Origin of the sequence: Ileibacterium valens (assembly GCF_001945525.1) — a bacterium.
In the GTDB taxonomy this organism is placed as follows: domain Bacteria; phylum Bacillota_I; class Bacilli_A; order Erysipelotrichales; family Erysipelotrichaceae; genus Ileibacterium; species Ileibacterium valens.
On record NZ_MPJW01000217.1, the window covers coordinates 1 to 1,013 of the forward strand.

Annotated in this window: 2 protein-coding genes; both read left to right on the forward strand. The window is 47.3% G+C overall.

Annotated features, from left to right (window positions below):
* The coding region (gene tnpB, locus BO222_RS11015) for an IS66 family insertion sequence element accessory protein TnpB (protein ID WP_143357014.1) at window positions 1–210 on the forward strand (210 nt) is incomplete at its 5' end.
* Between the two features lie 71 nt (window positions 211–281).
* The coding region (locus BO222_RS11020; protein WP_198932075.1) for an IS66 family transposase zinc-finger binding domain-containing protein at window positions 282–1,013 on the forward strand (732 nt) is incomplete at its 3' end.

A 1,013-nucleotide genomic window follows, 5' to 3' on the forward strand; every position in this document is an offset into this window, starting at 1 on the left:
CTGTTCCTGTTCTGCGGCAGAAGAGCGGACAGAATCAAAGGCCTTCTTTGGCAGCAGGATGGATTTCTGCTGCTCTATAAACGGTTGGATGACGGCCATTTTCGATGGCCGAGAGACAAAAACGAGGTCAGAGAACTTAGCTCGCAGCAGCTGAGATGGCTGCTTGAGGGGCTCTTTCCAGAGCAGAAAACAACAGTGAAAAGGAGATAGAATAGTGCCGAAAACGCTTTAAATAAAGAGATTTCAGTCTGATTTATGGTATAATTTAAACAGGGAAAATTATGTCAGAAATCAATACGAGCAACATCAGCGAGAACCAGTTCTTTCATCAGCTGGTTGAATTGAACAAGGCCATTAACAAGCTGACCATTCAGTATGAGAAGAGCCAGGAAGAGAATGAAGCTAACAGAAAACTGATTAAGAGCCTCACAGAGCAGCTGGATCAGGCAAATGCCACGATCCTTGATCTGTCTGCTCAGATCAGGCTGATGGCTGCTCAGAAGTATGGCAGGAGTTCTGAAAAGAGAAAGCCAGATAAAAAGGACGATCATGACCAGCCATCCGGTCCTTCTGCCAAAACCCCTGCTCCCGGAGCTTCCGCAAGGAAACGGCCTGTTCGTTCCAAAGCCCGTAAGCCGAAGGAATCTCTGGAAGATCTTATTAAAAAGATGAACCTTCCTGTCACAGATGAACTTCACGAACTGTCTGAAGACCAGAGAATCTGTTCCGTCTGCGGTACGGAACTCACTCCGATCGGCAGAAAGCTGGTCCGTCATGAAGTCAGATACATTCCAGGAAAACTGGAAATCATCCGGCACTATTCTGTTTCTTACGGCTGTCCCGAATGTAAAAGGAAGAGCCGGGATCCGCGTTATCTTCCAGGCGAGTTTGATATTCACCCGGTCATGGCAAAGGCTCCCGAATCACTCCTTTTTGGAAAATGGGTTTCTCCCTCTCTGATGGCGCTTGTCATCACCCTCAAGGCACTGTATCAACCAACCTGCTGTCTTGTA